Origin of the sequence: Lachnoclostridium sp. (assembly GCF_031997925.1) — a bacterium.
In the GTDB taxonomy this organism is placed as follows: domain Bacteria; phylum Bacillota; class Clostridia; order Lachnospirales; family Lachnospiraceae; genus Lachnoclostridium.
This window is the reverse complement of sequence record NZ_DAMADT010000007.1, coordinates 48,662-73,469: the sequence shown is the minus strand read 5'-3', so window position 1 is coordinate 73,469 and position 24,808 is coordinate 48,662. Positions and strand designations below refer to the sequence as shown.

Annotated in this window: 20 protein-coding genes; 6 read left to right on the top strand and 14 right to left on the bottom strand. The window is 33.2% G+C overall.

The window, feature by feature from the left end; genetic code table 11:
- Positions 1-151: 151 nt before the first annotated feature.
- From RTP52_RS06985 to RTP52_RS06960, 6 genes are all read right to left on the bottom strand, one after another.
- Positions 152-997: an aminoglycoside 6-adenylyltransferase gene (locus tag RTP52_RS06985; RefSeq protein WP_312370103.1), complete on the bottom strand. Its 846-nt coding sequence runs from the start codon at positions 995-997 to the stop codon at positions 152-154.
- 72 nt (positions 998-1,069) lie between these two features.
- Positions 1,070-1,651 (bottom strand): tyrosine-type recombinase/integrase, encoded by a 582-nt coding sequence (locus RTP52_RS06980; protein WP_312105676.1) that lies wholly within the window; start codon positions 1,649-1,651, stop codon positions 1,070-1,072.
- A gap of 787 nt (positions 1,652-2,438) precedes the next feature.
- A complete protein-coding gene (locus RTP52_RS06975) occupies positions 2,439-3,083 on the bottom strand; it encodes a hypothetical protein (protein WP_312370101.1) in 645 nt (214 codons plus the stop codon).
- Positions 3,084-3,687: 604 nt separating this feature from the next.
- The gene (locus RTP52_RS06970; RefSeq protein WP_312370099.1) at positions 3,688-4,248 is read right to left on the bottom strand and encodes a GNAT family N-acetyltransferase; all 561 of its coding nucleotides are present in this window, start codon (positions 4,246-4,248) and stop codon (positions 3,688-3,690) included.
- Positions 4,249-4,388: 140 nt separating this feature from the next.
- On the bottom strand, positions 4,389-4,718 hold the full coding sequence (locus RTP52_RS06965) for a hypothetical protein (protein WP_312370097.1): 330 nt from the start codon (positions 4,716-4,718) through the stop codon (positions 4,389-4,391).
- An 82-nt stretch (positions 4,719-4,800) separates the two neighbouring features.
- Complete coding sequence (locus RTP52_RS06960) at positions 4,801-5,745, bottom strand: carbon-nitrogen hydrolase family protein (RefSeq protein ID WP_312370095.1); 945 nt, start codon at positions 5,743-5,745, stop codon at positions 4,801-4,803.
- A 392-nt stretch (positions 5,746-6,137) separates the two neighbouring features.
- Here RTP52_RS06960 and RTP52_RS06955 point away from each other — a divergent pair, with 392 nt between their 5' ends.
- The 3 genes from RTP52_RS06955 (at position 6,138) to RTP52_RS06945 (ending at position 8,360) form a co-directional block, all read left to right on the top strand.
- Positions 6,138-6,320: a hypothetical protein gene (locus tag RTP52_RS06955; RefSeq protein WP_312106696.1), complete on the top strand. Its 183-nt coding sequence runs from the start codon at positions 6,138-6,140 to the stop codon at positions 6,318-6,320.
- A gap of 11 nt (positions 6,321-6,331) precedes the next feature.
- On the top strand, positions 6,332-6,601 hold the full coding sequence (locus RTP52_RS06950; protein ID WP_312106694.1) for a spore coat protein: 270 nt from the start codon (positions 6,332-6,334) through the stop codon (positions 6,599-6,601).
- Between the two features lie 694 nt (positions 6,602-7,295).
- Positions 7,296-8,360 carry a Gfo/Idh/MocA family protein gene (locus RTP52_RS06945; RefSeq protein ID WP_312370091.1) on the top strand — a complete coding sequence of 355 codons (1,065 nt, stop codon included), beginning with the start codon at positions 7,296-7,298 and terminating at the stop codon, positions 8,358-8,360.
- Between the two features lie 227 nt (positions 8,361-8,587).
- Here RTP52_RS06945 and RTP52_RS06940 read toward each other — a convergent pair whose 3' ends face one another.
- From RTP52_RS06940 to RTP52_RS06930, 3 genes are all read right to left on the bottom strand, one after another.
- On the bottom strand, positions 8,588-8,986 hold the full coding sequence (locus tag RTP52_RS06940; RefSeq protein WP_312107456.1) for a hypothetical protein: 399 nt from the start codon (positions 8,984-8,986) through the stop codon (positions 8,588-8,590).
- Between the two features lie 352 nt (positions 8,987-9,338).
- The gene (locus RTP52_RS06935) at positions 9,339-11,045 is read right to left on the bottom strand and encodes an outer membrane protein assembly factor BamB family protein (protein WP_312107458.1); all 1,707 of its coding nucleotides are present in this window, start codon (positions 11,043-11,045) and stop codon (positions 9,339-9,341) included.
- 514 nt (positions 11,046-11,559) lie between these two features.
- The gene (locus RTP52_RS06930; RefSeq protein ID WP_312370089.1) at positions 11,560-13,353 is read right to left on the bottom strand and encodes a heme NO-binding domain-containing protein; all 1,794 of its coding nucleotides are present in this window, start codon (positions 13,351-13,353) and stop codon (positions 11,560-11,562) included.
- Between the two features lie 585 nt (positions 13,354-13,938).
- Here RTP52_RS06930 and hydE point away from each other — a divergent pair.
- From hydE to hydF, 3 genes are all read left to right on the top strand, one after another.
- On the top strand, positions 13,939-15,027 hold the full coding sequence (gene hydE, locus RTP52_RS06925) for a [FeFe] hydrogenase H-cluster radical SAM maturase HydE (protein ID WP_312370213.1): 1,089 nt from the start codon (positions 13,939-13,941) through the stop codon (positions 15,025-15,027).
- Entirely contained in the window at positions 15,020-16,438 is a 1,419-nt protein-coding gene (gene hydG, locus RTP52_RS06920; protein WP_312370088.1) for a [FeFe] hydrogenase H-cluster radical SAM maturase HydG, read from the top strand. The genes hydE and hydG overlap by 8 nt, the downstream gene beginning before the upstream one ends.
- 109 nt (positions 16,439-16,547) lie before the next feature.
- Positions 16,548-17,870 carry a [FeFe] hydrogenase H-cluster maturation GTPase HydF gene (gene hydF, locus RTP52_RS06915; protein WP_312370087.1) on the top strand — a complete coding sequence of 441 codons (1,323 nt, stop codon included), beginning with the start codon at positions 16,548-16,550 and terminating at the stop codon, positions 17,868-17,870.
- Between the two features lie 297 nt (positions 17,871-18,167).
- Here the strand turns inward: hydF and RTP52_RS06910 are convergent, their stop codons facing one another.
- The 5 genes from RTP52_RS06910 to RTP52_RS06890 all read right to left on the bottom strand — a co-directional run bounded on the left by RTP52_RS06910 (position 18,168) and on the right by RTP52_RS06890 (position 24,386).
- A complete protein-coding gene (locus RTP52_RS06910; protein WP_312370086.1) occupies positions 18,168-18,989 on the bottom strand; it encodes an N-acetylmuramoyl-L-alanine amidase family protein in 822 nt (273 codons plus the stop codon).
- 162 nt (positions 18,990-19,151) lie between these two features.
- Positions 19,152-21,842: an ABC transporter permease gene (locus RTP52_RS06905; RefSeq protein WP_312370085.1), complete on the bottom strand. Its 2,691-nt coding sequence runs from the start codon at positions 21,840-21,842 to the stop codon at positions 19,152-19,154.
- Positions 21,839-22,522 carry an ABC transporter ATP-binding protein gene (locus RTP52_RS06900; protein WP_312107433.1) on the bottom strand — a complete coding sequence of 228 codons (684 nt, stop codon included), beginning with the start codon at positions 22,520-22,522 and terminating at the stop codon, positions 21,839-21,841. The genes RTP52_RS06905 and RTP52_RS06900 overlap by 4 nt, the downstream gene beginning before the upstream one ends.
- A gap of 185 nt (positions 22,523-22,707) precedes the next feature.
- Entirely contained in the window at positions 22,708-23,715 is a 1,008-nt protein-coding gene (locus RTP52_RS06895; RefSeq protein WP_312370084.1) for a sensor histidine kinase, read from the bottom strand.
- The gene (locus tag RTP52_RS06890) at positions 23,715-24,386 is read right to left on the bottom strand and encodes a response regulator transcription factor (protein ID WP_312370082.1); all 672 of its coding nucleotides are present in this window, start codon (positions 24,384-24,386) and stop codon (positions 23,715-23,717) included. Before RTP52_RS06890 ends, RTP52_RS06895 begins: the two co-directional genes overlap by 1 nt.
- Positions 24,387-24,808 lie beyond the last annotated feature (422 nt).

Sequence of the window (24,808 nt, the reverse complement as noted above, 5' to 3'; positions counted from 1 at the left end):
TTGCTAATGCTTATTCTATGTCTTGTCTTTGAATACCAATGTAACGCTGTGTTGTTGTCTTCATTTCATATAGATGCACTGATACTTCAGTTAACTGTCTTTACTGTTGGTGTCAGTTCCGCGTGAACTGAAATTCTCAAATAAACTATCGTCATTCTGACAATGCATTTATAACCCATTCAGTCGAATACTCGTCAGCGTCAGTTGGATATTTATATTTTAGCCTATCTGCAATTTCTACGGTAATTAATCGGAACAAATCCATAGTTGATAACAGTGCCTTTTTAATGTCATTTCTTTCATAATGAGCAAAACAATTCGAAAGCTTTTGAACAATCCAATCTTCCGCCCATTCTTCTAGAAAACGTCCATTGTGCCAAGTGTCATAATCTATTCCGTTCAATACATGAGCATGACACTCAATTAGGCTTAAAAGCAGCCCTTTCATATAATTGTCTACACATGATTTTGCTGTCCATAATTCGCCGCGAATTATCTTTTTTGCAGTCCAAACGGCATGATACCAAAAGTCGTTTATTATGTTGCTAAACTTACATTCCGTCAAAGAAATGTACGACGGCTTCTCAGCAGAAATTGATGGTAAAAGATGTTCGATTCCGATTTTATCAATTAGGATACGATAACCACGCTTTAATATCTCAACCTCACCGCTCCTTATAGCGATTTCAAAATTGTTACGGGAAAGAATAACAAAATCAACATCGAGTGCATTGTCGAAAAGTATCCTTCTTTCTTTACCACCTCCAATTGTGTTCTCAATAAAAGAAATGTGTGAATTACCAATTTGTTCAATCCATTGACTGGAATACAAATAGTAGTCAGGGTCATCAACGACCATTATAATATCAAGGTCAGAAAAATCATCCGCAGGATGGTCTTTTCTAGCCTGAGAGCCAATCATCAATGCCACGTATAATTTATCAGTGCCATTTCCCCATTTAACAAAGTTATTGATGATAGTGTCAAATCGACTCATATTTATCCTCCCTCACTCTTGTTAGTTATAATCACCATCCGGTACATAATATACCTTCTAAATATTTATAATCTATACTAAACAAATATGATTTGCTAATGCTTGTTCTATGTCTTGTCTTTGAATACCAATGTAACGCTGCGTTGTTGTAGTCGAGGATTGTTGTAACAGAATACGTACTAACTCGATGTTTGCATTATTATTTAGGTAAATTTCAGTAGCAAAGAATTTACGAAACGAGTGAGTGGAGATACCTTGTAAACCTAAATGATCTGCTGCAATCTTTAATTGTTTTTGCACCGCACGTTCGGAGATATCAAATAACTTTGCTCTAGGACTAATACCAAAATTAAGCGCGTACTCCTGAATAAACGTATAGATTTCTATCATTACGGTGAATTCTCTTTTTTTCCCAGTCTTCTGCTCGATGATATCCAAACGGTATCTATCACCGTCTTTTACGATACTAGTTAATTTTAGTTGAAGTATATCTGAAATTCGAATTCCTAGGTTCGCTTCTAATGTTAATATGGTAGCCAATCTATCGTTTGGTTTAAATACACTACCATCTTCTCTTACAAATCCCTCTTTGATTGTTTGTATAATCATTATGTATTGATCTCTTGTTAATGCTAAAGTTTTTTTATTTGCCATTCTTACATACCCTTTCTTTTCTAACTTCTATTATAATTTAAAGTTCGTTAAATAACAATACAAAAGTTCGTATAATAAAATGGCTATATCTGAGATAGGCCTAAAAGCAATAAAGTTCGTATAATGATGATTATACGAACTTTAACATAATTATTGTTAGATGAAAAATTGATAGTTAGTGATAGATAATTAAATGATATTTATTATGAGATAAAAATATTGACGTAATAGTTATCTTTTAGGATCATAGCCTAAATATAACTAGGCTCTCAATTTTTTTCATTCTATTTGAGATATATAAAAATCTATTACATTTTAAAGATATGTAAAAATTAACCACGTTCTAAAACCGATTTTAAGCATAGCAAAATAAAAAATAGGTAATCTCCTATGGCTAGACTAAGAAAGTGCTTAAATAAAAGAAATAAAGCGTAAGATTGTGATTTGGTGCAAATTATGATATTTTTACTTGTAAGTGATGATTGTCACCTGTATCATATCAATTACCAGGTGATAATGATATATAGAGAGAAATTCAAAAAATTGGTATTGATTCAAACAATTAAGAGTAAATTATTCGTAGTAAAAACAAGAAAAAGACTGAGGCTAAAAAGCTCCAGTCTTTTTCTTCAATCATATTTCAATAATTTATTAAATATCATAAAATCAATTATAACAAAAAAGACTTATAGACAAATAACTAGTTAATAATTCATGCTGTATAGTTCGTAAAGTGACTTTTTAGTTTCAAGTATCTATTAAAGAATATTATTTGATTTTCACTTATTTATAATACTTGTATGAAAATCGCAACATTACGGTCAGGTCTACGTGGTTCTCTTACAATTCTAAATTCTACACGTACTCTATCATTTCTCCTTAAATCACTAAGATTAATTCTTCTACCTCTACGATCTTCGATTCTTGTAGAATTTGTTACTTGAAACGTGATTCGGTCTCTATCTCTGTCGCGATCTCTACCAAAAGATCTTTCATCTATTTCTTGCATTCTACCGCGTCCGGCTTCACGAATTTCGAGCGTTCTATTTCGTAAATTAACATCGGTTACGCTACCTTCTGTAACTTCATTTTGCTCTCTTCTCTCAAGAACAACAATTAAAAATGCTGCTGCTTGAGGCGGGATACTGCGTGTCATCCTAGAAGAAAAGATAGCGTTTACTCTCATTCCAACTCGTATATCATTTAAATCTACTCGTCTACCAGTAGTACTCTGTATTACTGTTGTTGGGGAAACGACTAGTGTTACAAGTACATTAAATCTTCTATTTACTCTATCGTCATAAGATATTGTGACAAAGCCATTTCGACTACTACTTCTTGTGATATGCTCAATTCTAGCATTAGAAACACGAATTGCCTCCTCTTGGCTAAACGGTTGTTGCATTTGGAATGCTATAATATCATTATCCATATGATACCTACTTATTATTTTACTAAATCATATGCTAGTTAATATTAAAAGGTTCAGGAATACGTCTAATATTCTCTTGTTCTTTCTATATTTATTTAACCTCATCAGGGAAGTCCCCCCGCTTCTGCAAGCAGTAGCGTAAGCGGATTGCGAATATCCGCTTTGACTACAAATTTACATGTCAATTATTTATAAAATTCTCGTTTTTCAAATCGTTATTCATGACAAGGAAACGTTCGCGAAGCGTATTTATTCTTGTTTTGAGAAATGTTTTTTAACAGTAGCATAGATTTCAGTAGCTATGAATGACACTACTATATAATACAATCCAATGTTAGAAAGTATTTTTCGTTCATCAATATTATACATGTGAAGTATAAACGATACAAAATACAATAAAGAACCAAATATCATACATCTTCCGAAAAATTTGTTGGTCCATTTCCAAATAGATGGATGAGAATTTAGCTGAAGCGATTTATAAGCCAGAGGATTATTTTTTTCTGAAAAGTAACAATTAAATCCAAGTAATAAAAAAAGTAAACCAATTATTATATCAGTCATAAAGCCTTCCTTTCTTTTACTACTCACATGTACAATGTTCTTATACTAATCTGTTATAATCTTCTCGTAAAAGAGCATACCAAGCAGCATCACAAATTCCTTGATTATTTTTATCTGCTTGCCGATGTACACCTTCCAACTTCAAACCGCAATGCTCCATAACTTTACCAGAGGATATATTGTTTATATCATGTCTTGCTTCGATTCGGTTTATACCAACCTCTTCCATGAAAAATTGTATTATTGCTTGAAATGCTTCTGTTGTTATACCAAGTCTCCACCAAGGTTTACCGATACAGTATCCAATCTGTACACTTTCGATCTCAGGATTTTGTTGTACTACACTAATAGAACCAATGACTTGATGAATTTCTTTTAGCTCGATACCCCAATCATATACCTCTTTATTCTCATAATTTCTGATTAAGTATTCTATGTATTGTTTCGAAACTTCTTCACTTTTATGAGCAGGCCATACTAAATATTTAGTCACTTCATTGTCACTAGCCCAGTTTTTATACATTGCATTTGCATCTTCTATTCTATATTGCCTTAATAATAATCGTTTTGTTTCTATAGATACTGTACCTAAGTTCTTCAATTTTAGCCTCCATATATAAAAAGCCTTTTTAAGTAATATACAATAAGAATAATATCATATTTTATTTGAGTTATTTTTACTAGTTCTATATCTTTACTATTTCGAAATTGATATTTCTAACTAAATATGGTAGAAATCTATTAATCATCAAAATGTGAATAACAATTAGTTTCAATTTCATGTTCTAGACAATATGCCTGGAACTTAATATCAGCTCCTTTGCCTTGAAACATTGTTTTTAAAATGTTAAGTGCTTCTTCCTCATTCTTACCAGACGCAATTAAATCAAGTAATTGCTTGGAACTAATAGAATCTAAAGAAATCTCATACTCATATTCACTACCTTCTGGAAGCTTGGCGGATGGCTTATATACATCATAGCCACAGACCGATAATGTACCATATTCCATAATTGCGGTAATTTTTGATTCTATAGTTTCATCTTCATATTGCATTAATGTTATCTGCATGTTTTCACTCCTATTTCATGATATATAAATCCAATAATTAAATAGAAATATATATCTTTTATTTTTAATCTAGCGGTTTTTATTACTCTACCCAGCGATTTCTTATAAATGGTGGTTCCACAACATTATCTAGAAATCCTGCGTAAGCTTTTACTTTTCGAAATGTATTTCCCATCATTTCACTGCTTCGATAATCTCTTATGGCATCCATATCAAATTCAGCCATATAGATCTTCTCACTTGTAGCATCTGCAACAAAAAGTGTCATCTCCTGTTCTTTTCCATCTTTGTCCCACGCGATTGGTTGAAATGCACAAGAATTTCCACCATTTTCAAATGCTGTATTTGCCATAACTACACCTGTCATGTTTTCATATGCTCTCGTTGCAAGAGCTTGAACTCTAGGTTTCATTCCACCACAAGAATTTGGTACTACAATTATTTCAGCACCTTTTAACATAAGCATTCTTGCACTTTCAGGATACTCTCTATCATAGCATATCATAACTCCTAGTTTAATACCATGAAAATCACAAACTTTAAATTCTTCTCCGCCCTCCAATAATGACTCTAAAGAAAAATCACAAGTATGTACTTTACTATAAGTCATTATAATACTTCCATTTTTATCAATTATCATAGCACTATTTCTTGGATTCTGGACACCTTTGGTATAAGCGGTTAGTACAATCCCTATATGTAATTCCTTAGCTGCCAAACAGAATTGTTTTACATAGTCGCTTTCTTCGTCAACTGATTGATTTACCCATTCTTGATAGATTATTTCCTGTTTGATACATTCCATGGTTTCCCCGTATTGATCCATTTCATACATATCAGAGATACTAAAACCCTCTTTTATGATTGGAAATTGATATCCATGTAACCAGCACTCTGGAAATAGAACTAAATCAGCACCCATTTTCTTTGCCTTCTTTATATATTGTAAACCTATCTTCGTATTAACCTCACATTTACTACTTGGGTAGTTTGCTTGAATAACAGCAATTCTAAATTGATTTCCCATATGCACCTTCATTCTGGCGCTATTGCACCCATTTATTATAATAAAAATTTTATACACAGCACAATCTGCTAACTTCTGCAAATTAATTTCTATGCTAATATTATACAATATGAATCCTATTTAAATCTATGAATTTTTTTGAAAGACAAGTTAAAAATAGGAAATGAAATAAAATTTATCCATTGTTTTTATATGATTTTATATAGCAAATAACTTAGAAGCGTGAAATTAGCTTATTTTTATACCATCTGATTTTAATAAATGATTATTTACATACGGTTTTCTTTGACTGAATTAACAAGAAAAGGTCTATTTATAAGAATTTACGTTGTATTACTATTTGAGAACGAGAGATACTAACTTTGTGACTAAACATTATAAAGGAGGCAATTATGAATTTAACAGCGAAAGAACTCTCATGTGTTCAAGACATTTTATCAGAAGAAGAATTATTAATCAAAAAGTTTCAAATGTTAGCAGAGCATAGCCAAGACCCACAGATAAAACAACAGATGCTAGATATATCTGCAAAACATCAGGGTCACTATAATGCCATCTATTCTCATCTACAGTAAGGAGGTTTCAAATGGTAGGAAATTTTAAAGAAAAAGAAGTTTTAGCTGATGCATTATGTACTGTAAAGACTGCAACAAATAATTATAACACATTCGCAAATGAATGTCTTCATGACGGATTAAGAGATACTATTTTGCAGAATTTGGATTCAGAGCATAAAATCCAAGTAGATGTGTTTAATGTAATGCATGAAAAAGGATATTATCCAACACCAGCTGCAGAACAGCAAAAAGTTGATGAAGCTAAACAGAAATTTGCTGCACAGGCTACAACAAAATAATTAACTTACAACCCCTTATTACTCATATAACAAGTATTATTTACTTTACAATCCCTAATTACTCACTCAAAACACAAGTAATTCTAACCCCTAATTAACTCAAATAATAATATTTATTTAATTACTCCACCCCCTATTTTCCGCACTATTAACTTTCTCACTGCTGCTTGTCTTTCTATAGATGAAAGAGAGACCTTTATGGTCTCTCTTTTTTATGCCATGACAAGCTAAGCATTGCTTTCCTTGTTTATTATATCGTTTATAATTTAGTCTTGATACTTTATTTTTTAATTTAATTATGCGATTATTGTTATCATGAATTTTATAGATTATAAATTTGCTAATTAAATATAATTAGTTTACATAATAATAATATGTATTCTCTTTAGAAAATTAATTTATGATCTATAACAATACAAGCTAAAATTTTCTTAAATCAAATAAAATTTATTCATAAATATATATTTGCTTCTTCTATCACTAAAATTAGTTCTCGCTATTTGACGGAAAATTTATTTTGATACCCTACCAAATTTTTTAGCATATAAACCTTTATCTGTAGTTGCATACAAGAAATAAGTTAAAAGCAGCTATTATACAAATACATATTCATTTTTTAGAAATATTGTGTTAGTATAGAGGCGACTAAAAAATATAAACATAAGACATCAAAGGACTTCTAATGGAGGTTAAAATGAGTAAAATTAAATACGCAATTATTGGCAATGGATACCGTGCCATGGCATTTTTAAGGGTTGGTCTAGCTTTGCCTGACCAATTCGAAATTACATCTGTTCTTTTTCGTAACCCTGAAAAAGCATCGGAATTTTCTAAGGTTTATAATATACCTACTTCTTTAACGATTAAAGATTGTTTATCAACAAAGCCTGATTTCGTAGTAATTGCTATTGGTAGGGACGCAAATGCTGACATGATAACAAAACTCATTCCCTATGACATTCCTATGCTAGTGGAAACCCCTCCGGCTGTAGAATATGATGTTCTTATAAAATTGTGGAATAATGTTAAAGCTAATAATTCTAAAATTCAAATAGCCGAACAATATTTTCTTCAACCAATGTATCAAGCGAAGTTAAGAGTGCTTGAGAAGAATATTTTAGGTGAAGTAAGTAATCTAAATATATCCTGGGCTCATGATTATCATGGTGTAAGTCTAATGCGTAAGTTATTAAATGTAGGCTTTGAAACAGCACAAATTTATGGAAAAAACTATCAATTTCCTGTAGTAGTAACGGATTCTAGATACGGAATACGAACAGATGGTGACATTATTTCAGTTAATCGTGCCCGTTACACTTTTGAATTTGAAAGTGGGAAGATAGCATTCTATGATTTTGCTTCGGACGTACAATACCGCTCTAAAATTCGTACTCGCCATTTAAATATCCAAGGAGCGAGAGGTGAAATAGATGACCTCATGGTTCGCTCACTAACGAGTGACAACCATCCACTCGTACAGACTTTTGAGATTACAGAGGATATTAATACTCTGTCAACTTATTCTATAAACCTAGGTAATGAATGCCTATACACCAATCCTTTATACTATGCAAGATTCACAGATGATGAAATTGCCATGGTAAATTGTTTATTAGGTATGCATGAGTATGTAATAACTGGAAAAGACTTTTACTCCTTTGCAGAAGGATGCCAAGATACTTATTTCTTTATCCTTATGAAAGAAGCCCTAAAGCAACCTAATATTCCAATTCAGACTAAACTACAACTATGGAACTAAATCTCGTACACTTGTATATCGGAATAGGGTAATTAATTCAATTAAATTTACTCTCTGCAATCAAACCACATAAAAGGAGCAGTCTAAAAGGAAATATTCTCTTTTGGACTGCTCCTAAAAACACTATATTCACAAACTAGAAGAGATTCATAAATCTCTTCTAGTTATTTCTCATTATTTGAGGGAAATTCAATTTGAATCCTTTTCCGTTCTTTACCATATAATATTTATATATCTGTAACATCTTGATAGAGAAGTCTATGTTTATCTAAAATAATGTTCTCATAATAATTATTATTATAAATAACGTATGAATATATATTTTCCAAAGTATTCATATCAAAAACTGATCTTGATTTTAAAGGCCCATAATTATCATACCAAAGAAACCCTAACGTTAAGATAATACTTATGAATATCGCTGCGATTGTTATATGTACACTATCTTTTTTCCATTTATAAAACTTTAAGACAGGAATGAAATTAGTAGAAATCTGTTCTGGATCAATATACAAATCGAAGGTGTCAGATTCGAACGTAATATCACTCTCCTGCCATTCAACAATTAACTCCGGTATTTCAAGCTTCATAGGAATCTCTGGTTCATCACAGTAAGGTTCTTCCATTGTTACCTCATTTCTGCGCTGCCATTTGTGCATCCTAAGTTTGTGGTTGCAGCGCAGTCATAAACTTGTCAGGTATACTCAATTTAAGACAAGGAAAAGGTCTCGAAGCGTACTTTTCCTTGTTCATGACAATTAAATAAACTTACCAATTCACCCTTTTAAAAAAACAGCCTCAAAAAGCAAAACTTCTTGAGACTGCCTATTTATCATTTGTGTTTTAAAGAGACTATAACAATATTTGGAGGATTTAAATAAAGACAAATCCCTAATAGGATGACTATTACGAAGCCGATAATAAGCCTTTTTATAAATCGCAATATTACTACCTCTGCCTTTACCTTCTACGTTATAATTATTTTACGGTAATACCATATATTTTTTGCCCCTTGGTTCCAACAACGATTGTATTTTCAAACGCAGCAGGAGAAGCCTCAATTATTTTACCTAAATTAATCGTATCATATAATTTTCCAGACAAACCATCTACCATATACATATTTCCTGTAGAATCACAAAGGATTACATATCCATTTCCATCTTTATCATATAATGCAATCGGGCTAGACCAACCGTAATTTGTCATATCAACACTCCATACGGTTTCACCAGTGTATTTATTAAGTGCAACTAATTTTCCGGAGTCTTTTCCACCAGTTCTAGCAATTACAAAGTAAACAAGGTCTGATAACTTTTTATCTCCTAATAATGCGGTCGCTTGTACACCACCAGAAACATTTGAAACTGTTTCACATGGATAACTACGTTTCCACACAATTTCTCCTGTTGCAGCGTTCACTTTCATTAGTGGGATATCACCTTTATGTTTTTCATCTGCTGTCCAATGAAGTGAGGTTGATATATAAATATATGCTGTTCCATCTTCCATACTTTCTTCCAATACGGGAGATGCATTTGTATCATCTAGTGTATCTTGCACCCAAACAACTTCCATTGTATTTAAATCGATACAGAACATATCACCACAATTATCAGTGATGTATAAGAATCCTTTCCAAATTGATGCAGAAGACTCCATACCAAGCCAATAGCGGTTTTCTTCTTCTCTACTACGATCTGTAGTATAACGCCACTTTACTGGTTTATCTGGATTAATGGAAACACTCTTACCGTCGTACTTTGTATTAAGCTTCATTGTATATAGAATTCCATTCTCACCTGGTTGTATTATCGTATCCGTTGCTACATCGATAAGCGGAGAAGAATCGTATGCATGAAATTTATCATTGTCAGTTCTTAAAGAAAACTCGTCGTCATATCCATATTCATAAATTACCTTACCCTGAATTAAATCTACGACAAAGGTTCTGGCACAGTCTTCTCCCATAGAATCACCAGCTCCTGCAAAATAAAGCGGAACTTCAGACGGATATAAACTTCCTGTTCCTTTGATTGGAAATCCAAGAGATATCTTATCTCTCGTTGGCTTACCATCATCTAAATCCATAAAGTATATGTTACCATCAGCTGTGGAATAGATAACTTCCACGAGTCCTTCTTTGTTCTTTTTATCCTCATAAAGGTTCATCGCTTTGCGTGTCTCATCTTTCCAGCGAACAATCAGAGGTTGTCCAGTCCAACAGCTTCCAAGCCAATAACCCTTTGCTACCGTTTTCTTTAACTTCCCTGTATCGATACTCCATGTCTTGGAACGGTCGAATTTTTTATCTACAATATTTGCGGTACCAAATACCGCACTATTACGGTAGTTATTCCCACGAAAAGTAATAACACCTTCCATATCCGTATAATTTCCACTAAAATCTATTGTTTCATCCCTTTTATAATCTGAAATAATCTGATCATCTACCATTAAATCGGACTGAAAACCAAATAACTCCTGCTTTGTCGTAGCACTTGAAGTTGGCTTGCCTGATACTAATAACTTTTGTTCTAAGGAGTAGTTTGGAGGATTAAATACCTCAACTGCAGATTCCTCTCCATAAGTGAGATTCGTTAGTTTTCCCTTTGAACTGCAAGCTGACATACTTATAGCAAGTAAGCCTATACAACACATCGCAACTAATTTTTTATTTCTCATTTCTTCCTCTTTTCTGTACGGTTTTTTATAACACAAGCTATTAAGTTATAATAGCATAAACAGGTGCTAAACGATGAAAACTGTACATTTTTATTTCTTATTACTATATCTGAAAACGTGTAAAGTATCATAAGCAACAGATGAAAAGTTATATATCTGCTGCACCCAAACATCTGTCATTCATAGGTTGGGTGATACCTACAATTTACAGCATTCCTTATTATAACAAGGTAATGGAAAAAGTACAACTGTATAACATTTACCTATAAGTCTTAAGAATAATCAATATTCATGGTAATGATATGTCACAAAATTTAAGATTGTCTTACGAATATTACATAACCATTATTAAATCTTTATATGTTCTTTAATTAGAATTGTATTCGTACGAATTATGCTTGATAGATTATAACCATATCTATCCAATTTTTTAACATTAAAAAACCTCCCAGTGCTAATCGTCGAAAACTGATCACCAGGAGGTTGCAATAATGCATAATTAAAAGATTAAAAATTATAATAGATATTTATCCAAGTCTTCCTTAAAGTTAACAATCATATTGTCAAATACTTGAATTAAATGAGTAAGGTCTTTGATTTGGTCAACATAAATAGTGACATTACTGTTTGCTTCTTGAGTGGATGCAGAATTTTCTTCAGCAATAGCTGCTAAGTTTTCTATATTCTCAAACAAGGAGGAAATATTTTGTACTTCACTCTTTAATTGTACAGAAGTCTGAACCATCTCATCTGATACATTCTTAAGATGCTGATTTGATTGACTTGAAGTATCTACTGCCACAGATAGTTTTGTGTTTTCTCCTTCAAGAACTCCATACTGAACATCAATATTTTGAACGATTTCATCAATGCTTTCTAAAAACCCTGTTAAGCTCTCATTAATTTTTTGTACTGCTGAATTGGTTTCCTCTGAAAGTTTTCGTACTTCTTCCGCAACTACTGCAAAACCTCTTCCGGCATCTCCTGCTCTTGCAGCCTCAATGGACGCGTTTAGCGCTAACAAGTTCGTTTGATTTGCGATACTTGATACAATCGATACGATATTTGTAATATCTTTCGCATTTTCTTGTAAATCATAACCACTGTTTTTGATACCATTAAATTTATTAAGAACACTATTAATCTCAGTTGCAGTACGCTCAACATTAGTAAAACTTGCTTCAATATCAGTTACTGCATTTTCGATTTGTTCTTTGTTTTCCTGACTCTTATCAGATACTTTTGATATACTTCTGATACTATCATCAAGTACATTAACTGCTCTTTCAGTATCACTTGCTTGAGTGATAGCTGCATTTGCTACTTCATCTAAGACATTTGTAATATCATTTGAAGTGGATTGCATCGTTTTAGAAATCTCTGATACTGACTGATTAAAGGTAAACATCTCATCCACGATAGAATGAAATCCAATAAAGTCTTTTTGAATATTTTGTTTAATCCTATTAATTTCATTCATATAAGATTCGTATTCGTCTTTGGACTTAATCACAGTCGTCTCAACCATGTTTCTCTGACTAAGCTTCTCCAATTCTTTCAAGATGAACTTTCTAGGTCTATTGAATACTGCAGAAGTGAGTAATGTTGAGATTAAAGTAACCCCGCCAAGGATTAAAGCCTTTTCAACATCATCAATAAGAAATACACTAGCAAGAGTAACTAAAATCGTATTTAAAATGGTTACCTTTAAAGTTACTGATTTGAGTACACCAAAGGAAAAGATTCTATTTAAATGAAATTTCTTTATATACTGAATTTCTGCTTCAAAAGTTAATTTCAATTTAATTTCATCCTGTGATCTGGATGCCACTTCCACTTCGATCTTTTCATTAAAATAATTTGCAACACCGTGTATTAATCCTTTTAAATAACTGCCCATCCCTCTTTTCGAGCGGTATGTAAAATAAATCTCATGGGATGATATCGGCGTAACATCCAGAGTCGGTGGTGTAGCTCCTTTAAATCGTTTCATTACAATGATATGAACATCATTCATTGATTTTAAAAATTGATATGCAGATTCGTGACGGAAGAATCCAGGATATAGTTTACCAAAGGTTTTTACATTCTCCTCACCCATAATACCCCATATCTCATCTTTATCTTTACCGACAGAGTTTCCGATATGCTCCACAACTCCCATGGCGGTTTTATCTTCTACATCTTCCAAAGGTGAAAAGATATAATTACTAGGAATAGAATATGCCTTAAGTGCTGAATCGACAACTTCACTTCCAAACAATTTTCGACATGATTCTATCCATGATGAAACAACAGTTCCTTTCATATTAACAACTCCTTTGTAGCTTTATGAATATTATTATCATATTTTATCACAATATGGAAGTTTTGACAATGGAAGAAATCTGTGGTAATAGATTAGTATTAAACTTACTATTGTAAAGATTTATCATTTATTTTATAATGAGAAACGGATACAACCTTGAGTTGTATGTTAACCTGTTAAGATCCGTTCTGCCAGGAAAACAATCTTTGATAAGTTTTACTATCACTAATAAAATGATAATGCACTAACATCCTAAGAATCTCATACCTTATTGAATTCTGCGGGGAAAGGCTGACAAATCGTACATACTACGTTTTTTTCGTGCGCCTTTATATCATAAGGCGCTTTTTTAAATTTAACCTCATAGGGGAAGTATCCCGCTTCAATAAGCGAGGGATTTGCCTGAGGTAGAACTGGTAGCGTATGCGGAAATATCCGCTTTGACATCTAGTTTAAATAATCGAAGTAGGATGCACATTGTATGCAATTGCCATAATGACAAATGGAAGTTATCTGACACATCGTGTTTAGCTTCCTCTTCTTTCCTTAGGATGTGTGCAAGAAAGGAAGGGATTGATTCTATTGATTCATAAATCTCTTAGCACCAATCTTTTTGAAGAACAAAAATTACTTATTAATAAGCTGAAACAAGACAATTTATTAAGTAAGGAAGATTTTCTTACCTTACTTCAACAACCAACAGAAGAAATCAGCGAGTATTTGTTCTCTTTAGCGCGAGAAGTCCGAAAAAAAATATATGGAAATGATGTGTATATTCGAGGACTGATTGAATTTACAAACTACTGTAAAAATGATTGCTATTACTGTGGTATCAGAAAAAGTAACACCAATGCAGAACGTTATCGGTTATTGGAAGATGAAATCCTAAGTGCATGTGAAATAGGTTATGAGCTTGGATTTCGAACCTATGTCTTACAAGGCGGTGAAGATGGCTACTATAAGGATGACTTTATCTGCAATTTAATTTCTAAGATAAAACGTGATTATCCAGACTGCGCTATTACTCTCTCTATTGGAGAGCGAAGCTATGATAGTTACTTATCTTTCTACCAAGCTGGTGCAGATCGTTATCTTCTGCGACACGAAACTGCCAGTGAGGAACACTATCAAAAACTACATCCAAGCAATCTTAATCTTTCGAATCGAAAGCGCTGTCTCTGGGATTTAAAGTCCATTGGTTATCAAGTTGGCAGTGGATTTATGGTAGGTTCTCCGTATCAAAAACCAGAAAACCTGATTGAAGATCTACTATTTTTACATGAGTTACAACCTCACATGATTGGTATTGGCCCATTCATTCCGCATAAAGACACTCCATTTGTAAACGAAACTGCTGGAACTTTAGAACTTACCTTATACTTAATAGGAATTCTACGATTAATGTTTCCTAATGCACTGCTACCATCAACAACAGCGCTTGGAACGATTCATCCATTAGGCCGTGAAAAAGGAATCCTTGCGGGAGCCAATGTTGTTATGCCTAACCTCTCACCAAGGGAAGTAAGAAGCAAATATATGCTCTATGATAATAAAATCTGTACTGGGGATGAGGCAGCAGAATGTCGTTACTGTATGGAACGACGTATGAATAAAATCGGTTATAAGATTGCAGTAGACCGAGGTGATTATAAGGGAGGAAAATGCTATGTATAATAAACAATCAGAAAAGGCAGAAGAATTTATTTCTAATGAGGAAATCTTAGAAACATTGGAATATGCAGAAAAGAATAAACATAATGAAACTTTAATCGACGAGATATTAAATAAAGCAAGACTTAAAAAAGGATTATCCCACCGCGAAGCAGCCGTCCTTTTAGATTGTGATATTCCAGAGAAAAACGAAGAAATCTATGCCTTGGCGAAACAGTTGAAGGAAGATTTTTATGGCAACCGTATTGTTATGTTTGCTCCACTGTATCTTTCAAATTACTGTATCAACGGATGCGTTTACTGTCCATATCATTTAAAAAATAAACACATAGCTAGAAAGAAATTAACGCAAGAGGAAATCCGAGAAGAAGTTATTGCGCTTCAAGATATGGGACATAAAAGATTAGCCCTAGAAACTGGTGAAGATCCAATCAATAACCCAATGGAATATATCTTAGAGAGCATCAACACCATATACTCAATCAAACATAAGAATGGAGCCATTAGACGTGTTAATGTAAATATTGCTGCTACTACTGTAGAAAATTATAAAAAGCTTCATGATGCTGGTATTGGTACTTATATCTTGTTTCAAGAGACCTATCATAAAGAAAGTTATGAATCCCTTCACCCAACTGGTCCTAAGCACGATTATGCTTATCATACAGAAGCAATGGATCGTGCGATGCAAGGTGGTATCGATGATGTAGGACTTGGTGTTTTATTCGGTCTAGAACGCTATCGTTATGAGTTTTCTGGTCTTTTAATGCATGCAGAACATCTTGAAGCTGTATACGGTGTGGGACCTCATACCATAAGTGTTCCACGAATCCGTCCAGCAGACGATATTGACCCAAACAGTTTTTCCAATGGAATCAATGATGATGTCTTTGCAAAAATTGTTGCTTGTATCCGTATCTCTGTTCCATATACCGGTATGATTGTATCTACCAGAGAAAGTAAGAAAACTCGTGAACGTGTGCTGCAACTTGGGGTATCTCAGATTAGTGGTGGTTCCAAAACAAGCGTTGGTGGTTATGTTCATTCTGAAGAAGAGGATGATAAATCCGAGCAGTTTGATGTCATTGATCAACGTCCTTTAGGAGCAGTCGTAAAATGGTTGATGGAACTTGGATTTATTCCAAGTTTTTGTACCGCATGTTACAGAGAAGGTCGTACCGGAGACCGTTTTATGAGTCTATGTAAAAGCGGTCAAATTGCTAATTGCTGCCTTCCTAATGCATTGATGACGCTAAAGGAATTCTTACTGGACTATGCTGATGAAGAAACAAGAAAAGTAGGTAATCAACTAATTGAGACAGAACTAGCAAAGATTCCGAATGAAAAAGTAAAACAAATTGCTAAGGATAACTTAATGGCAATTACACTCGGTTCGAGAGATTTTCGTTTCTAAATGAAGCTATAATTGACAAGGAAAAGTTCGAGAAGTGTACCTTTTCTAATTTTGATCTTTTCCTTGTCGAATATAAATGCACAATGATATACGCAGAATGGAGAACATCATGAGTTTAAATGAAACCCCACTAGCGGAGCGTATCCATATTGGAATCTTTGGAAAACGAAACGCAGGCAAATCAAGTCTACTCAATGCCTTAACCGGGCAAAACATTGCAATAGTATCGGATATCCTTGGTACTACTACTGACCCAGTTTTAAAAACGATGGAACTACTTCCTTTAGGTCCTGTCGTTTTTATCGATACTCCTGGTCTTGATGATGATAGCATTCTTGGAAAAGAGCGAGTTGATAAGAGCTTTCAGATGCTTCGAAAGGCGAATTTAGTCTTAGTTATAATTGATGCAGTAAAAGGAAAAACAACAGAGGACGAAGATTTTATAACCCTCTTAAAGGAGAAAAAGTTACCTTATCTTATTGTATATAATAAAAAAGATTTAATTGAATCATCTGGGAAAGACTTGGTAGAATCAGCTGAGAAAGACTTGGTAGAATCAGCTAAGATAGACCTAGCAGAACCAGCTAAGAAAGATTTATCAAAATCATCTGAATCTGATTTATCAGATTCGATAAAAGATGATACCACCAACGAAGTTTATGTAAGTGCTAAAACTAAGGATAATATTGATCTTTTAAAAACGAAAATGATAAAAGCTTTATCTATCGAAGAAAAGCATCTTCCTATTGTAGCTGATCTAATCTCTCCTTCTGACTTTGTTGTGTTAGTAGTCCCGATTGATAAAGCTGCTCCAAAAGGGCGCTTAATTCTTCCACAACAACAAACAATTCGAGATATATTAGATGCCAATGCTACTGCTATTGTTGTAAAAGAGAATGAATTAAAAGATACATTATTACAGCTTGGTAAAAAACCGAAACTAGTAATCACGGATAGCCAAGTATTTAAGCAGGTGGATGAAGATACTCCAAAAGATATTTTACTGACTTCCTTTTCTATCTTATTTGCCAGATATAAGGGAGACTTAGATACTCTAGTTGCAGGCGTGAAAACATTAGATTCTCTAAAGGATGGAGACAGAGTATTAATTTCTGAGGGATGCACCCATCATCGCCAGTGTAATGATATAGGAACAGTAAAGCTTCCTAACTGGATACTAAAATATACTGGTAAAAAATTAGACTTTGAGTATACCAGTGGTTCTGAGTTTCCTTCTGATTTATCGATGTATCAGCTTATTGTACATTGTGGAGGCTGTATGTTAAATGAACGTGAAATGAAATACCGATTATCTTATTCTGCTGACAAAAGTGTACCGATTACGAATTATGGAATCCTTATTGCTTATATTCATGGAATTTTGAAACGTAGTTTAGAACCATTTCCAAAGATTCATCAGTTGTTAGATTAAAATAGTTATCAACAAATTATATTTCAGAGTTTATAAATAATAAAAAAGGTTGTTACATTCCTTATCTATTATCCTATTCGAATCAGTATGATATTGTAGTCTGTATCATACTGAAACGCTATCGTTTAATCAGAATATAGAATGGAATTGTAACAACCTTTCCGTATCATAATTTTTCCTTAGAGAGATCATTAGTATGAATTACTTGATTTCAATAAAAAAATCTGTCGTAAAATGGAGCATTCTATCTCATTTTACAGCAGATTTTTTAATTAATTTCTATATTAATTTCTATATTTATTTCTTAATTAATCCATAGAATTTTGCGATACCTTCTGCATCCGCTTTTGCAAGTGCTCTTAGATCTTCATCGCTATCGATATAATTCTTATCGTTACTATTGTCCATGAAACAGTGCTCTACGATAATTCCTGGAATATCTCGATTAGCGCAGTGTCTGTTAATTGCATAGTAATCGAGAGGTTTTCCTTTCTCATCAAACGTATCGTTACTGTTTCTAGTTTTCGTTCCATGATTTTTTAAGCCAAGACCCTCTAACTCGGTAAGGATAGATTCTGCAAGCAACTTAGATACATTCGTTACATTATCACGATTTGATATAAATACCATAGAGCCATTTTGATTGTGATCCTCAGCAGCATTAAAATGAAGACTTACAAAGGCATCTGCATTTGCATCTTTTGCGATTTGTGCTCTAAGCTCTAAATCTTCCTTCACATCGTTGGACATAATGACATCGTCAGTACGGGTGAGCACGATTTGTACACCGTTATAATTTTCTTCTAAGTATTCCTTCACATAGTTTGCAACAATTAGTGTTAAATCCTTCTCATTTCTTCCGTCATAAGATGCTCCTCCGAAAACACCACCATGTCCTGGATCTAAAACTAAAATAATATCTTCCGCTAAGTCACCTTCAGGTAACTTCCCTGGGTCAGTTCCGTCCTCACCCTTTTGGTTATTGCTACCCTCATTTCCATTTTCGTTACTTTGATTTTCATTCGAATTTTCTTTCTCTGAACCCCCAGGAGACTTCGAACAACCTACTAGCATAACAAATACCATGCTTATTGCCAACATCTTTAGTATTTTTTTCATGCTTTCCCTCCAACTCTATCAAAAGACTGGCAGCGCCTTCTATATAAATAACCATTCGGGCTACTCTTTTGATTCTATTATTTCATTCCATAACGTTGAATAGAATATCATATTTTACTTACACCCGCAAGGAAGAACTATCAAAATAAATCTTAAGATTTCTTAAAGATTCTCGTTCTTAAGGGCATCAATAGTATTCTCCTTTTTTACCTTCTTCATCGCATAAAACATCGTTAAGAATACTACCAAAAATACACTCAAAATTGATATTACAATACTAGACATCGGTAGATAAAATGCAATATTTAATCCCCTTTGAATACTGCGATAGATTAAGTACGTAACAAAGATTGCAACAGGAATGCCAAAAAAAATCGCTTTAAATCCGTAAAGGAGACATTCGTAATTCATCATCTTATTAAAACCTCTTTTTGACATACCTACCGATTTTAGCATTGCGAATTCTCGTCTACGTAAGTTTATATTTGTCGATATTGTATTAAAAACATTCGCTATCGAGATAAAAGAAATCAAGACAATAAAACCATAGGAAAATACTTGCACCATTGAAACAACAGAACGATTGTTTTCTATTTCTGCAGCAATATCAATTAGATAATCACTATTATAACCCAATTCCTCTAAAGTTTTTAGCATGGTATCATATGCTTTTTGGTGATTTGTTGTTTTGAAGTAAAAATCACCATACTTATCCTCTAGTTTCTCTCCAATTACGTTTTCAAAAGCGCTTTCTGGATATAGTAATACAATACCTTCTCCAATGGAAACTCCAAGGGGAATTTGATTCGTTTTATCACCAATGAATAAAGTTTTACTCTGATATGCTTCCTCTTCTGTTAAACGGAGTACTTCTAGAGATGTATCTTCTAGTGGTTTGTAGATATAGTAATGTTCACCTTCTTCGAAGTATTCCGTATAAGAAAACTCATATCCATTTATTGTTTTCAACTCTTTTATTTCAACTTGATTTTCTCCATCTTTTAACATATCAAAGGTATAATATTTCTGATCTGTCTGGTTATAGGTACGTTTATAATCAATTGCTAACGCTAATGGATTGTTAACGTTCATATAGCGTTCTACATCAAACTGGTTGTTTGTTAAAAAATCTCTGTATTCATTATCTGAAAGGAATACTAAATCTATTCTTTCCTCAACGTTTTCGCGGTCTGTGTTAATCATTTCTTCATTATTACCTAATTTATAGCTGTAGTATTTTTTGCTTAAATTTTCTAAAGCAATTTCACCAATGTAATGACCTGTAATATGAAAGCTTGAATCAATCACTTCTGGTATATTTGATAGTGCATTAAAAATCTCATTCTTAGATTTTGTAGCGCTCTCACTGGTGTTATAGTATTGTATATCATAATTTTCACTAATATAAACGTCACCGACTCCCTTTTGCAGATAACTGCAAAAACTACTAGCAGATACAAAGATCACAATACTGACAAATAACGATATAATAGTAGCTCGGTATCTTCTGTTATTTCGTTTAAAGTATTTTCTAGCAATCATACCTTCCAAACCAAAGAGGCGGTAAGTAAGTTTTGAAGTTTTTACCTTGTTAGTGCTAATCTTAATATCATTCGTTTGACGAATACTTTCTATTGCAGATACCTTCATAGCCCTTTTTACAGGAATGTATGCGGATATTAAGACTGTAATAACTCCTACAACTAAAGCGATAAGAATGGTAATTGGTGAGAATGATAAGGTTAATGGTATATCAGTTTTATTGAACAATGAATTGAAAGAAGCCATCATAATATTCTTAGTTAATTTTAATGTGATATCTATTCCAAGTAAACCACATACAATACCAAGCGGTACTCCAATAAGACTTAAAGTAAATGCTTCAAATAGTACGCTTTTCTTTAGCTGACGTTTGGTAGCTCCAATCGATTTCATTAATCCAAACTGTTTTGTCCGTTCACTGATTGAGATAGAAAAGGCATTATAAATCAATGCAATCGAAGCAAGCATGATAATGATAATAAGGATTGTTCCTAGACTATACAAAACTGCATTATAGCTATTTTCATTCGATGAACCTGTGAGTCTTAACAGATCATAATTAAAACTTGTATTATTATCCGGAAAATTTGCAGAAGTAAAATCATAAATATGTTCCGCTGCATTCAATTTAAGATAAATTGTTGCATAATCCGTTACGTTATCTGAAATTGTAAGTGCAGTGTAACCAGGCGCCGAATAAAATTCAAACGAAGGATCCTCATAAAAACCTACCACCGTATAGGTCTTTTCATCCGTAATCTTTAATTCTTCTCCTCCGTTTTCTTCTGATACAAGGGAATTACTTTGATTTAGAATTTTTCCATCTTGATATCTTGTGCCAAGTTTCAGTGTAATAGTGTCACCAAGCTCATATTCTATTCCACCAACTCTGATAAGATGAAGGGGAAGAATAATTTCTGTATTATTCTTTGGTAGACTACCTTTTTTAACATTGACAGGTAACATGGTAAGGAAATTTTCATCCATACCTTGAATATATAAGTAAGGTTTTGTCTCATTTGTTACTTTATCAAGGGGTGAATACCCAATTTCATCTATAATGCTGATTTGATCTATTTCTGAATTTTGTTTTATATTTTCTATTTGTTCTTTCGAAGTACTGTATACCGCACCATGCCAATCCCCATTATTCGCAATAGTGGTTTGAATTAGGTAACTCTGAACGCTAGTTATTAAGGAGGCTACCGCAGTAATCATGGCAGCTGAAAGTATAATACCAATGATTGTTACAATCGTTCTCGTTTTGTTTTTTATCAGAGTTTTTATTGTATATTTCTGAAAGATATTCATCGACGGATCACCTCGTCTCTTGTGATTTTTCCGTCTCCGATTGCGATGATTCGATCTGCTTGAAGTGCAATATTCTCATCATGGGTAATGACTAACAAGGTCTGATTATATTTTTTATTCGATATCTTTAATAATTCGATGATTTCCTGACTGTTTTTGGAATCTAAGTTACCAGTTGGTTCATCTGCTAAGACGATAGAAGGCGCATTCATCAATGCTCTTCCTATCGACACTCTTTGCTGCTGACCTCCGGATAATTGATTTGGTAAATGGCCTTCTCTTCCAGTTAAATTAAGAACAGTAAGAAGCTCAGATAATCTATCTTCGTTTACTTTTCTGCCATCCATTAACACAGGAAGTGTTATATTCTCAACCACATTCATTACCGGTATCAGATTATAGAATTGATAGATTAAGCCGACTTCTCTTCTGCGAAAGATTGCCAGCTGTTCTTCTGTCTGGTTATAAACATCCTTTCCATTTACAAACACTTTTCCATTTGTGGGATGATCTACACCACCAATCATATGAAGAAGCGTTGATTTACCGGAACCAGAAGGACCTATAATAGCAACGAATTCACCTTGGTTTACACGAAAGGAAACGCCATCTAAGGCATTCACTTTATTATTTCCTTCTCCATATGTTTTTGTAAGATTATCAACACGTAATATTTCCACTTGTACTTATCCCTCAACTTTCCTGTTATTATCATTCATATTTTAGTGAGTCTCAATTCGCTTTACAATAATAGCTCAATCGCTTTTCATAACAGCTCAATTAGCCTTACAATAACAGCTCCTTAGATTTAACTATAACAGGATAGAATGACAGAACAATGACTGCTAAGTGACAGTTTCGTCACTTAGAGTATTCCTTTATAAAAACGAATGGTAAATTTAGCACCGCAATCTATTCCATTCTCAACCTTTACCGTACCATTTTGTTCCTGAATTATTTTTCGAGCTAAGGATAGACCAATTCCAATGCTATCAGAACTTGAATTTTTCCCTTTATAAAAACGTTCAAATAAATGTGGAATATCCTCTAACTCTATCCCTGGTCCATTATCTTCTATTATGATTTCTGTATAAATTCCTGTTTCTTTTGCAGTTACTATAATCTTTCCACCAACGTCAGTATGTTCCATACAGTTTTTCATTATATTAGAGATTGCTTCTACGGTCCAAGGAAAATCTCCAACATAGCGTACAATCCCATCTTCTTGATAGAAAAACTCTTGACCTTTTAATTCCATTGGTATTGCAAGTAAATTATAAGCTTTCTGTACAACTGCTTTTACGAGCAATTCTTCTTTCGAAAATATTGCTGTTCCAGCATCTAACTTTGAAAGTTTTAATAAAGAATTTACCAACCAATCAATGCGGGATGTTAGGCGATTTAATTCTCTGCTTAACTGGAGTCTTCTATCCTCTGAAAGATTTGGTTCATTTAAAAATGAACTGATTAGATTGATGGAAGTTAAAGGTGTTCTAAGCTGATGAGAAATATCAGCAATAGATTCCGAAAGTTGAATTTTTTCTGAAATTAGTGCTTCGTTTTGCTCTCTAAGGCGACTTGTCATTTTCTTAATTTCATTTTGTAAGATAGATAACTCTCCTTCATTGAAATCTTTAAAATCTACTTTATCATTTCCATGGAGTACCTTATCAATCATCATGCTTAATTCTTTTAATTTAAAATATCGTTTCTTCGTAACATGAAGAAAAAGAAGAAGAAAAATTAAACTTATGGTAATGACAAGTAGGACTGCATCAGGGATTAGAGTCCATGTCAAAGCTACCGCAATAACCATGACAACAAAATACTGAAATATTGCTTGTTTTACTTCTCGATTTCTTGTTAACATCATTAATTCCCCACTTTATATCCGAGTCCTCGGACAGTTTTTATAATGGTTGGTTCCTGAGGGTTATCTTCAATTTTCTCCCGTAAACGTTTCACATAAACCGTAAGTGTGTTATCATTTACAAAGTCACCCGCAATGTCCCAGATTTCTTCTAATAATTTATTTCTTGAAATTACTGTCCCTCGATTGGATAAAAAAACTAACAATAAACGATATTCTAGAGCCGATAAAAAGATTTCATTTCCTTGCTTTAGTACGAGTCCTTTTTCTGTGTCTACTTGGATACCTTCTATCTCAATGACAGATTGTACCTTTCCGCAACGTCGTAACACACTCTTAATTCTTGAAAGCAATTCCCTTGGACGAAAAGGTTTGCTAATATAATCGTCAGCTCCCATATCAAGTCCTGCTACAACGCTAAATTCATCTCCTGATGCTGTAACAAAGATGACTGGTGTATCTCCCATGCTTTTTATCGCTTTACAGACAGCAAATCCATTACCATCTTGTAATGAGATATCAAGTAATATGATATCAAATACCTCCTGCTCCAAAATCGAAAGTGCATCCTTCTGACCATGTACTGCTGAAACTACATACCCTTCCGATCTTAAAAATTCTGTTAGATTATTGACTATGAATGAGTCATCTTCCACTAATAGTATTCGATTCATTTCTTTCCCTCCCTATTTATATATAATGAACGTAATGAGCTAATAGAAATTCTATAAAATAAATTCTTGCTCTTTCAACTAACATGAAAATACATCAAAAAAGCTATTGATCTAATATGATACCAAGAAATTCTATAAAGTAATTTTTGCACTTTACACCTATAGTACAATATCTAAATAAGCTTGTCTATTTTTTCCTAACTTTACTATTTCAGCTGAAGTAAAATTCTACGAATAAAGTAGTACAAAAAATCCGCTCTACTATTTACGAAGTAAAGCGGATTTATACTGTTTGTAACATCCTTATCTATGTTATTGGTTAACTAAAGAGGCGAAAATGATTTTAAAGGACCTATCATTATAAGTAACCCTCAGTTCTATCTATTTCCTTACCTTCGATAAATGTATATAAAACAGAAGTC

Bases quoted from the DNA above. Each gene is read 5' to 3' on its own strand.
- hydF (WP_312370087.1), top strand. From the start codon at position 16,548: ATGAGTTTAAATGAAACCCCACTAGCGGAGCGTATCCATATTGGAATC.
- RTP52_RS06905 (WP_312370085.1), bottom strand. From the start codon at position 21,842: ATGAATATCTTTCAGAAATATACAATAAAAACTCTGATAAAAAACAAA.
- RTP52_RS06950 (WP_312106694.1), top strand. From the start codon at position 6,332: ATGGTAGGAAATTTTAAAGAAAAAGAAGTTTTAGCTGATGCATTATGT.
- RTP52_RS06980 (WP_312105676.1), bottom strand. From the start codon at position 1,651: ATGGCAAATAAAAAAACTTTAGCATTAACAAGAGATCAATACATAATG.
- RTP52_RS06975 (WP_312370101.1), bottom strand. From the start codon at position 3,083: ATGGATAATGATATTATAGCATTCCAAATGCAACAACCGTTTAGCCAA.
- RTP52_RS06940 (WP_312107456.1), bottom strand. From the start codon at position 8,986: ATGGAAGAACCTTACTGTGATGAACCAGAGATTCCTATGAAGCTTGAA.
- RTP52_RS06960 (WP_312370095.1), bottom strand. From the start codon at position 5,745: ATGGGAAATCAATTTAGAATTGCTGTTATTCAAGCAAACTACCCAAGT.
- RTP52_RS06965 (WP_312370097.1), bottom strand. From the start codon at position 4,718: ATGCAGATAACATTAATGCAATATGAAGATGAAACTATAGAATCAAAA.
- hydG (WP_312370088.1), top strand. From the start codon at position 15,020: ATGTATAATAAACAATCAGAAAAGGCAGAAGAATTTATTTCTAATGAG.
- RTP52_RS06930 (WP_312370089.1), bottom strand. From the start codon at position 13,353: ATGAAAGGAACTGTTGTTTCATCATGGATAGAATCATGTCGAAAATTG.
- RTP52_RS06945 (WP_312370091.1), top strand. From the start codon at position 7,296: ATGAGTAAAATTAAATACGCAATTATTGGCAATGGATACCGTGCCATG.
- RTP52_RS06955 (WP_312106696.1), top strand. From the start codon at position 6,138: ATGAATTTAACAGCGAAAGAACTCTCATGTGTTCAAGACATTTTATCA.
- RTP52_RS06890 (WP_312370082.1), bottom strand. From the start codon at position 24,386: ATGAATCGAATACTATTAGTGGAAGATGACTCATTCATAGTCAATAAT.
- RTP52_RS06935 (WP_312107458.1), bottom strand. From the start codon at position 11,045: ATGAGAAATAAAAAATTAGTTGCGATGTGTTGTATAGGCTTACTTGCT.
- RTP52_RS06985 (WP_312370103.1), bottom strand. From the start codon at position 997: ATGAGTCGATTTGACACTATCATCAATAACTTTGTTAAATGGGGAAAT.
- RTP52_RS06910 (WP_312370086.1), bottom strand. From the start codon at position 18,989: ATGAAAAAAATACTAAAGATGTTGGCAATAAGCATGGTATTTGTTATG.
- RTP52_RS06895 (WP_312370084.1), bottom strand. From the start codon at position 23,715: ATGATGTTAACAAGAAATCGAGAAGTAAAACAAGCAATATTTCAGTAT.